Annotated in this window: 7 protein-coding genes and 3 pseudogenes; 8 read left to right on the plus strand and 2 right to left on the minus strand. The window is 55.8% G+C overall.

What is annotated here, in order from left to right; genetic code table 11:
- Nucleotides 1-397 precede the first annotated feature (397 nt).
- Both WCG50_RS14505 and WCG50_RS14510 read right to left on the minus strand, forming a co-directional pair.
- Nucleotides 398-1,600, minus strand: a complete 1,203-nt coding sequence (locus WCG50_RS14505; protein WP_336900315.1) for an outer membrane protein transport protein — start codon at nucleotides 1,598-1,600, stop codon at nucleotides 398-400.
- Nucleotides 1,601-1,639: 39 nt separating this feature from the next.
- The gene (locus WCG50_RS14510) at nucleotides 1,640-2,929 is read right to left on the minus strand and encodes an SGNH/GDSL hydrolase family protein (protein ID WP_336900316.1); all 1,290 of its coding nucleotides are present in this window, start codon (nucleotides 2,927-2,929) and stop codon (nucleotides 1,640-1,642) included.
- A gap of 438 nt (nucleotides 2,930-3,367) precedes the next feature.
- Here WCG50_RS14510 and WCG50_RS14515 point away from each other — a divergent pair.
- The 8 genes and pseudogenes from WCG50_RS14515 to WCG50_RS14550 form a co-directional block, all read left to right on the plus strand.
- Nucleotides 3,368-3,487: pseudogene (locus WCG50_RS14515) on the plus strand (DUF6444 domain-containing protein); the annotation flags it as partial.
- A gap of 525 nt (nucleotides 3,488-4,012) precedes the next feature.
- A complete protein-coding gene (locus tag WCG50_RS14520) occupies nucleotides 4,013-4,471 on the plus strand; it encodes a (2Fe-2S)-binding protein (RefSeq protein ID WP_336900317.1) in 459 nt (152 codons plus the stop codon).
- A 20-nt stretch (nucleotides 4,472-4,491) separates the two neighbouring features.
- A complete protein-coding gene (locus WCG50_RS14525; RefSeq protein WP_336900318.1) occupies nucleotides 4,492-6,774 on the plus strand; it encodes a xanthine dehydrogenase family protein molybdopterin-binding subunit in 2,283 nt (760 codons plus the stop codon).
- 3 nt (nucleotides 6,775-6,777) lie between these two features.
- Nucleotides 6,778-7,782 (plus strand): XdhC/CoxI family protein, encoded by a 1,005-nt coding sequence (locus WCG50_RS14530; protein WP_336900319.1) that lies wholly within the window; start codon nucleotides 6,778-6,780, stop codon nucleotides 7,780-7,782.
- Nucleotides 7,776-8,342: a nucleotidyltransferase family protein gene (locus WCG50_RS14535; RefSeq protein WP_336900320.1), complete on the plus strand. Its 567-nt coding sequence runs from the start codon at nucleotides 7,776-7,778 to the stop codon at nucleotides 8,340-8,342. Before WCG50_RS14530 ends, WCG50_RS14535 begins: the two co-directional genes overlap by 7 nt.
- 163 nt (nucleotides 8,343-8,505) lie before the next feature.
- Nucleotides 8,506-8,640: pseudogene (locus WCG50_RS14540) on the plus strand (VapC toxin family PIN domain ribonuclease); the annotation flags it as partial.
- Between the two features lie 192 nt (nucleotides 8,641-8,832).
- Nucleotides 8,833-8,985, plus strand: a pseudogene (locus WCG50_RS14545) (SDR family oxidoreductase); the annotation flags it as partial.
- Between the two features lie 150 nt (nucleotides 8,986-9,135).
- Nucleotides 9,136-10,448: dicarboxylate/amino acid:cation symporter (locus tag WCG50_RS14550; protein WP_336900321.1), on the plus strand; the 1,313-nt coding region annotated here is incomplete at its 3' end.

Below are 10,448 nucleotides of genomic sequence, written 5' to 3' on the forward strand. Positions count from 1 at the left end.
AAAAAACCGACCCTTCCAGCCCAGTTGACCCTCTTGTAGTGGCGCGACAAAGTCGTAAACCTATATGAATCAACGTTCTTTTTCATTTAACTGTCGAACCCGGGCGCTCAAGTTCAGTTCTGTTTGACGCATGACTACTCCAAGGTATGCTGGTAAGCGGCTTACGGAGTATATTAATGTTTCGTTATTTACGTGTCAATGTACTAGTGGTTCGATGCGTAGTTGTAGGACCATGGTAAGGATGCGATGGATAGTCCCCCTCAACCTTAAGGCAGGAAATCGCCGTGACAACCAGGGTTTGGGTACTTTCAGTGATTCAAATTTTTTTTACGCTTGACATCTACTTCGCCTAGTAATGAGTGACCCACACACCATTTCCATTTGCACCAGTCGGTTCTCAAAAACTATAGTTATATTGCACACTGAGAATATCGACCGAGTTCTTGTATGTTCCTATCAGAGAAGGTGCCGGCGTTGGAGAGTTGATCGTGGAATCGCTCACGAACAAATGTGAATATCCGACATCAATCGCACTGGTCATCGACGGTTTGTACTGTCCACCAAATGACAGCCAAGTACGGTTGTTATCCGGAATACGCGCAGTGCGAAACTCATTTGGAACTGGCGCCTGGTCATAAGCCAGTCCGGCGCGGACTAGCCATTGCGGGTTGTAATGGTGGGTAACGCCAACGGCTACCCGCACGGTATCTTTCCAGTTCTCAGGCGTGTTTGATAGGGTCGCCCCTGTACCGTCCACAATCTTCACCTGCTTGAATGAACTCCATCCGGTAAACGTGACATCGGCCATGACATCCCATTTATCACTGTATTGATGGACCCCACTGATCGACAAGGTATCAGGCAGTTTGATATTCAACGACACCGGTCCGTTGGCGAAGGGTAGCGAAGTGGTCACCGTGCCGTTCAAGGTATAGCTCATCGTGGAACGATAAGCCACGCCCAAACGCGTATTGGCATCCACTCTATACAACACCCCGAGGTTGTAGCCCCAAGTATTGTCGGAGCCATTGATGACTGCAATGCCGATAGCGCCTCCTTGATCTTGAGACAATTCACCTGTGATGTGCTGATAATCCAGTCCGCCACCAAGGCTCAACCGGTCATTAACCTGGTATGAGAGCGACGGATTCACATTTACGGTTTCAATCTTGGACTTGATCGCTTGTTGTTTGCCAACCCAGTTCGAGTCATATTCAGTCTGCAACCCGAACGGTGCATTGACACCCAGACCGAATTTCAGAGCGGGGTTCACCTCCATGACGAAATAGGCATTCGGGACGATCGAGGTACTGCCTGCATCGCCTCCGCTGGGGACGCCGATAGCTGAAGTATATTTAGCCGAGGGCGTGATCGCATGCGCTGCAATCACGATTTGCTTGCCGCTCATACGCGACATCCCGGCCGGATTGAAGAACACTGTTGATGCATCATCGGCGATCGCCGCTCCCCCCGCAAAGGCATTGCCCATGCCGCTGGCGCTTTGTTCGATCAATGCGAACCCAGCTGCCGCCGCGTTTGCAGACAATACAAGCAGCCCAGCGGCTACCGAGCAACTTACCATTGTTTGTTTGACTATCATGATTTCCACTCCCTATTCATGTAACAACGACTAGATAAATCAGTACCAGCCCTTGATGGTCATCTGCTGCAAAACATAGGTTGCAAACAGCAGGTGGCCGTAAGGTGTCGGATGCGTGTCATCGGAAAACAGGTAATGGGTATCCGCCGTTTGTCCGGCAATCAAAGTGTTTGCATTGCAAAGCAGTGCCCGATTTTGTGGGGTCAAAACTGGATCACACGATTGAGCTGTTGTGTTGGTCAATCGATATTTCGCCGGGTTATTAATTTCGTCTTTGATGGAGGTATATGTATCCAGATAAATGACATTTGCACTTCCCGGCAAGGCTGCTAAGCCTGCTTTCAATGTCGAATTAAATGTAATCACCATGAAATCTACGAGGCTTCTTTGCGCCACTGAGTAGGCGGCGAGCGCCGGTATATCGGCGAAGTCTGGAATATTCGCCACCATCGCATATTTCGCGCCCTTGGCCAAAATCAGTGTATTCACATCATTTACAAGTTCAGACGCGGCCGTCGCCATCGCTGTCACGGCCGCAATGACCGCCGGACCGGTGGGTGACAGATAGGTATTTGCGGCGGCGGCGCCTACCGTCGGGGTCAATTCTGCAACTGCTGTTGAAACACAATTGCTGGCCTGAGGGTCTGTTGGAACACAAGTACCAGCCACAATGTCAGCTTGTATTTGCGTCGGCACGGCTGCTGTCACTGCTGCGGTGGCTGCAGCTGTCGCACCACCTACCAACAGAGTTAATTGAAGTTGCACCTCATTTCCGCCAACCACCACAGACACCAATTCATTGCCGCTGAAACTGCCGCCATGGTCAGTCAGGTAGTTATTGATTTGCGTAACCACTGGATAAGTCAGCTCAGCGCCTCCTAAACCTGATGCGGCGGCGTAGGTTCCGTAATAAGTGTTGTGAATGCCGTACGGATTAGTCACAAGAGCGCCGCCTTGGGCATAACCATTGCATCCAGTGTGCGATACCACCGGAACGGACAGTGCTTGCGCGCCAGCCGTATCAATCAATCCCGTCACAGCAGCACAAGGCGCAGGCAGTCCCAAATTAATAGCAACAACTTCAGTCCAGTTTACGATACTGTTGCCATTGGCGGCCCTGCCATTGGCATTGGGACCATTGATGCTGAATTGCCCACCACCCGCTGCAGCAACGAACCCCACGTTGTAAGTGCCGACGTCACTCAAACTGTCGCCGAACGAAACTTGCGTGGTAAATTTTGGTTTGGCAGGCACATCGCTGTCGCCCCCGCCGCAACCGGCCAGAATAATGGCCATTAGCAAAATTGAACCGCTCTTAGATTGACTCATTTGAAATCTCCCTGGCTGATTGACCAATTTTCAACAAAATCTTCGACTTGAAAACTTTGATAGTTGAAGCCGCTGTAACTTGTTTATACCGACAAGGTGTTAAATTATTTGTCTCAGTTTCCGACGACGAAATGATCTCATTTCGAATGCATAAATATAGCCAATCCTATAAACACAGGTCGTTACCATGAATATTCCTAGGCCTGTGCAACCGGTCTATGTGTCATATGCAGCAGTTAAGTCTAAGTAGTTATATTGAGGCCGCCTATAGGGCGTTATGTATTGTTCGTGTAGGGACTTCTCGATAATTCCAAATGATCGGCAACGAGCGTGACAGAAAAAACAGGCAGCGCCACGGCATCGGGTTTCGGGGCAAGAGGAAATTCGCAGATAAGTCATGCAGAAAAGAATGCGTTGATTTTGATGCAGCAGGAGCAGATAGCGGCGCTGCAAGAGGCCGTCAAGCAAGTGCAATCGCAACTCAACATGAACAGCCGCAACTCCAGCAAGCCACCTTCAAGCGATGGCTTGAACAAACCTGCGCCGAAGTCTTTGCGTATGTGGGCGAAACATGCCAAGTCCTCGATTTACCATCACTTCAATTTGAGGTTGCCGAGCATCACGCCACGCAGTCCATCTGCAGTAGCGGGCGTGTCCATACGGGAAAGTTCCCGGTTGGTGTGAATGCGACTGTGCACTATGGCCCACGTGCACAGGCTGCCATGGTGCACCTCAATCAGAACCATGCCGTGAGATTTAGGCGTTATCCACAACAAAATACGGATAGCCAAAAATTCATATCCCGCCAAGGCTATCGGTCAAAGTTGATTAAATCCGCGCTTCCCTAGCAGTCTTGCTTCTAATGACGGGTGACAGTGGTGGCTGAACCTGGCAGCTTGGTCATCCTGGGTTCAACTGGACTGAAGGTCTACGGGGAAGTCATGAAATTAGGAAACGTGCAAGAAGCCCCCTGACGGCTTTTCCAAACCGATGGTTGGGCATTAACACTTGGTCAGCAACATTTATGTAGTTAGATTAGAGTCTGCCGACCCGGTCCCTGTGGCCATGACCTTGGAGGCACCCATGCCAACTCTCAATATCAACGGAAAAGACACGCTGGTCGAAGCCAATGTCAATACACCCATTCTGTGGGCCCTGCGCGACACGCTCGGCATGACCGGCACCAAATTCGGCTGCGGCGTGGCCTTGTGTGGCGCCTGTACCGTGCATGTGGATGGGGTGGCAACACGATCCTGCGTCACGCCGATCTCCGCTGCGGTGGGCAAAAAGATCACCACCATTGAAGCCCTTGTCAACGACAAGGTCGGTCTGGCCGTGCAAAACGCCTGGATTGCGCACGATGTAGCACAGTGCGGTTATTGCCAAAGCGGGCAGGTCATGAGCGCCACCGCCTTGCTCAAAGACAACCAAAAGCCCAGCGATGCTGATATTGATACGGCCATGGCCGGCAACATCTGCCGTTGCGGCACGTACGCTCGTGTTCGCAGCGCCATCCACGCCGCTGCGGCGACCTTGGTTTAACCCCACGCGAGGACCACATCATGCATTTCGACTCCTCCTTCAATGAGTTCGCCCATCAATTGCCAAAAGGGCTGCTAGCCCGCATGGAATCTGCGCAAGGCACTTCTATATCAATAGCAAGTGACACATTGCCACGACGCACTTTTCTGAAAATGAGCGTGGCCTCGGGCTTCGCACTGGGGGCCTACCCGCTCGTGGCCGGCGCACAAGATGGTGCGACCTCAGCCCCTGCGGCCGGGCTGAAACCATTTGAGCAACCCGCTGCGTTTGTGCGCATTGACAAAGACGGTACGGTCACCGTGACGGTCAACCGCTTGGAATTCGGCCAGGGTGTGCTGACGGCACTCCCAATGATTCTGGCGGAAGAACTCGACGCTGACTGGGCAAGCGTTCGCGGCGTGCATGGTGACGCCAATGCGGCTTATGTCGACCCGGTTTTTGGCATGCACCTGACCGGTGGTTCCGGCTCGATCAAGCATTCCTTCACCCAGTACCGAGAGCTGGGCGCGCGGGCCCGCGCTATGTTGTTGTCAGCGGCAGCGGCGCAATGGGGTGTCGAGCCCACCAGTCTGCGCACCGAAAACGGCAACGTAATGGGGCCAGGCGGCAAGTCGTTGGCATATGGGGATTTGGCCGAAGCGGCCATGAAAATTTCTGTGCCGCAAAAAGTGACGCTCAAGGATCCAAAAAATTTCCGCATTATCGGCAAGGCCACACCCCGGCTGGATGCGCGGGCCAAATCGACGGGCACGCAAAGCTTTGGCGTCGATGTGCAGTTGCCTGGCATGCTCACCGCCGTGGTCATGCACCCGCCAGTGTTTGGCGCCAGACTCAAATCAGTCAACGACAGTGCGGCCAAAGCCATTCCGGGCGTCAAAGCCGTGCTGCGCATGCCGACCGACCGCGGTGGCGAAGGGGTTGTGGTGGTGGCAGAAGGTTATTGGGCTGCAAGCCAAGGCCGCGATGCCCTCAAACTGGAATGGGACACCGCGGCCGTGGAGAAGGTTGACAGCGTGGCGCAATTGGCCAGCTACCAGGCGTTGGCTAAAAAAACCGGGCTTGTGAAATTCAATGCGGACATGAGCGCCATGGCCACGGCGCCGAAAAAAATTAGCGCGGAGTTCACTTTTCCGTATCTGGCCCATGCCCCCATGGAACCGCTCAATTGCACCGTACACGTCACCGGCCAGGGGGCCGACACCAAAGTTAATTTATGGCTGGGCACTCAGATGCCGGGTTTTGATGCCATGGCTGCGGCTAAGGTACTGGACGTGGCACCTAAAAACGTCAAGGTCAACGTGCAGATGGCCGGCGGCGGTTTTGGCCGGCGTGCTGTGCCCACCGCCGACTACGTGGTCGAAGCCTGCACCGTGGCCAAACTTTCCCGTGCGGCCGGCCTGGACGTGCCCGTGCGGGTGATGTGGAGCCGTGAGGACGACATCAAAGGGGGCTACTACCGCCCCATGCATGTGCACCGCGCCGAGATCGGCTTCGACGCCAACGGTAAGGTGCTGGCCTGGGACCATGTGGTGGTGGGGCAATCCATTGCCCAAGGCACGCCCTTTGAAGGGTTCTTGATCAAGGACGGCATCGACAACACGGCGCTCGAAGGCATGCGTGATCCCTACGATGTACCCATGCGCCTCTCGGTACACCATCCCAAGGTCAATGTGCCGGTGCTGTGGTGGCGCAGTGTCGGCTCCACCCATACCGCGTATGTGATGGAGACGCTGATCGACGAAATTGCCCGCGCGACCCAACAGGACCCGGTGGCCTACCGGTTGCAACTGCTGGGCGACAAGCACCCGCGGCACAAAGCGGCGTTGATGCTGGCGGTCGAACAATCCGGCTATGGCAAGCGCAAGCTGCCCGCTGGTCAAGCCTGGGGCGTGGCAGTGCATGAATCGTTTGATACCGTCGTGGCCTATGTGGCTGAGGCCTCGGTCACCCAAGGTGTGCCCAAGTTGCACGCGGTCACAGCCGGCGTGCACTGTAACCTGGCGGTCAATCCCAAAACCATTGAGGCCCAGGTTCAGGGCGCGGCGCTGATGGGGCTGGGCACCTGCCTGCCCGGTGCCGCCATCACTTTCAAGGATGGCGTGGTCGAGCAAAGTAATTTCGGCGACTATGTGGTGGCGCGTATGCCCGATATGCCCCGTATGGCGGTGCACATTGTCCCCAGCGCGGAGGCGCCCACCGGCATGGGCGAGCCGGGGCTGCCACCGTTGGCACCGGCCTTCGCCAACGCCATCGCCAAACTGACCGGCAAGACGCCACGCGGTTTGCCCTTCAAGCTGGCTTGACCCATGGAAAGCCTCGACCTGCGCGTGTTGGCTGACGCCTTGCAATGGCGCCGCGACGGCCATGCGGTCACGCTGGTCACTGTGGTCGAAACTTGGGGCAGCGCACCCCGCCCGCCCGGCGCGCTACTGGCCGTGCGCGACGATGGCGTCGTGAGTGGTTCGGTGTCCGGGGGGTGTGTCGAGGACGACCTGATTGCACAAACCCAGACTGCCATGCAAGACCGCTCTGTCGCAAAGCCCCCAGCGCTTGATCGGCCTTCCATGCTGGCTTATGGCGTCAGTCAGGAGGAAGCAGCGCGCTTTGGTTTGCCCTGTGGCGGCAGCCTGCGCCTGGTGCGCGAACCGCTGGTGGACACGACCTGGGTCGAATCGCTACTGGACCGCACCGCCCGGCACGAACTGGTTGCGCGGCAGCTGACCCTGGCCACCGGGGAGGTGCGTTTGCTGTCGGCCGTGCGGGGGCAGGCCATGCACTTTGATGGCAGCGTGCTCACCTGCGTGTTCGGCCCCACTTGGCGACTGCTGTTGATCGGTGCGGGCCAGTTGTCGCAGGCGGTAGCGCAAATCGCGTTAATGCTGGATTTCGAGGTGCTGGTATGTGATCCACGGGAAGAATTTGCCGCGACGCTGCGTCTGGACGGCGTGAAACGGGTGATGGGCATGCCCGACGATGTGGTGCGCTCGCTGGTGCCTGATGCACACACCGCCATCGTGGCGCTCACGCATGACCCCAAGCTGGACGACATGGCGTTGCTGGAAGCGCTGGTATCTGAGGCGTTTTACGTCGGTGCGTTGGGTTCCCGGCGCAATCAGGCATCGCGAAAGAAGCGTCTCGCCGAGCACTTTGGCCTGACGCCTGAGGAGTTGGCCCGTCTGCACGGCCCTGTAGGTTTGTTCATTGGGGCCAAGACACCGGCGGAAATCGCGGTTTCGGTAATGGCTCACATTGTCCAAGTCAAAAACGCGGCGCTCTGTGTTCAGTCAGTTACGGAGCTTAGCGCTTGCTAGCTCAACAACCCACGGTCCTGATACTGGCCAGTGGGCGCGGAGAGCGCTTCAAGGCTTCCGGTGGCCAGGGCAGCAAGTTGGAGGCTCAACTGCAAAGTAAAACTGTGCTACAGCACACACTGGATGCAGTGCGGGCCAGCGGTTTACCCTATCACCTGGAATCTGGACTTCACCTTGGCATGGGCGACTCCATTGCAGCGGCAGTGCGCGCGACCCAGGAGGCCGCCGGCTGGCTGATCCTGCCCGGTGATTTGCCGCTGATTCAGCCTGACACACTGTGGGCCGTCGCACGCGCTTTGGCGTTCCATGCCGTGGTGCTTCCTGTGTTCGAAGGTCAACGCGGACACCCGGTCGGGTTTTCCGGGGCGTGCCGTGACGATCTCATGAGGTTGAAAGGAAATCAGGGTGCTGCCCCCGTGGTTCTTGCGTATGCTGCTATTAAATTAGTAGTATCAGACGCAGGCACCGTGATCGACATTGATACGCTAGATGATTTGAATCTGGTGGCGAAACTGCTGGCCCTCAAAACGACTTTGGGGTTTGGGGCGCAATGTGCATAAATTGGGACTTGGTTGCTGCCGAGCATTTTTACGGTTTCTCGCACCGGCATGGATGAAAGGACTATTTTTTTTCCTCGATCAGTTGCTCGGGTTTCAGTGCAGGCGGTCTACCTCCTGCACTGCCCTTGGCCCTCGCGATGGCGAAAGACGACTGTGCCCTCTGCTACGTGCCTGTGCGCGAGCCCAAGGGAAAGCTATTGCGCCCGCAGACGGCTACATTGTTGCTACGCGAGACACTGGCCCTTTTGAAGCCGCCGGCCTGACTGTCATCAACCCTTGGAATACGCAGTACCCCTAAGCCCAGATCACTTAAACGACCAGTTCGCCACCACGGCAAAGGCGATGGCCATGTGGTTGGACGGAAAACCCGACTGCGTGGCGCTGCTGTTAAGCCGTTGAAGCTGCTGTTGCCTTGCTCGTCAATTGGTTGGCCGCCGATCCTTGACCTGCAAGTCGCGCCAACCGGTATCCCAATACAGCGTGGAGCCAGGACGTGCTCGACAAGATCATTGCCACCGTGCCCGTCAAGCGTCTGGGTGAGCCTAGCGAAATTGCTTCCATCATTGCCTGGGTGGCATCGGACGAAGGTGGTTACTCCACCGGTGCCGACTTCTCGGTCAATGGCGGCCTGCACATGGGCTGATGCTTTTTAAAAGCTTTTAAAAAACCCGCTTCGGCGGGTTTTTTCTTGTCAAATATTTCGTTTGGATGTGGTTTCCCACAATAGTCATCCGGATTTATCTTGATTAAAGTCAGGTCCAGCGTAGATTCATCAACCTAACCGGACTTGAACATGAACACATCTCTCGCGGCAAAAAAGAAGCCGCTATACAAATCCCTGTATGTCCAGGTGCTGACAGCCGTGACCATCGGCGTCTTGCTGGGCCACTTTTACCCCCAAGTGGGCGCCGACATGAAGCCCCTGGGCGACGGCTTTATCAAGCTGATCAAGATGATCATTGCCCCGATCATTTTCTGTACCGTGGTGATCGGCATAGCCGGCATGGAAGATATGAAAAAGGTCGGTAAAACCGGCGGCTTGGCCCTGCTGTATTTTGAGGTGGTGAGCACGCTGGCCCTGATTGTGGGCTTGGTCATCGTCAACCTGTTTGAGCCCGGTGCGGGCATGAACATCAACGCCGCCACGCTCGACACCAAGGGCATTGCGGCCTACACCGGTCCCGGCAAGATGGTGGGTACGGTCGATTTCCTGCTGAACATCATTCCGACCTCGGTGGTGGATGCCTTCGCCAAGGGCGAAATCTTGCAGGTGCTGCTGTTCTCGGTGTTGTTTGGTTTTGCCTTGCACCGGTTTGGCGGGCGCGGCACCATGGTGTTTGATTTCGTCGAGAAGTTGTCGCATGTGCTGTTTGAAATCGTCGGCATCATCATGAAGGTGGCCCCGGTCGGTGCCTTTGGTGCGATGGCGTTCACCATTGGCAAGTACGGCGTGGGCTCTTTGTTCTCGTTGGGCAAGCTGATGGCGGTGTTTTACCTGACCTGCTTCATCTTCGTGTTTGTGGTGCTGGGCACTATCTCGAAGTTGCACGGATTCAGCATCTGGAAGTTTGTGAAATACATCCGCGAAGAGTTGCTGATTGTGCTGGGCACGTCGTCCTCAGAGTCGGTGTTGCCCCGCATGATGGAGAAGATGGAAAAACTGGGCGCCAAGAAGACCTGCGTCGGTTTGGTGATACCCACCGGTTACTCGTTTAACCTGGATGGCACCTCAATTTACCTGACGATGGCGGCGGTGTTTATTGCGCAGGCCACCAACACGCCGATGACCCTGATGCAAGAGATCACGCTGCTCGGCGTGCTGCTGCTCACCTCCAAGGGTGCCGCGGGTATTACCGGCAGTGGCTTTATTGTGCTGGCGGCCACGCTGTCGGCCGTGGGCACGGTGCCCGTCGCTGGTTTGGCGCTGATTTTGGGCATTGACCGCTTTATGTCTGAAGCGCGGGCCCTGACTAATCTGGTGGGCAATGGCGTTGCGACCCTGGTGGTGGCCAAGTGGACCGGTGAATTGGATACCAACCGCATGACCGCTGTTTTGAACAACAACAACCATGTTCACATTGATGTGCTGGAAGTGATGCAGGAAGA

Source organism: Rhodoferax sp. (genome assembly GCF_037143375.1).
Classification (GTDB): Bacteria; Pseudomonadota; Gammaproteobacteria; order Burkholderiales; family Burkholderiaceae_C; genus Rhodoferax.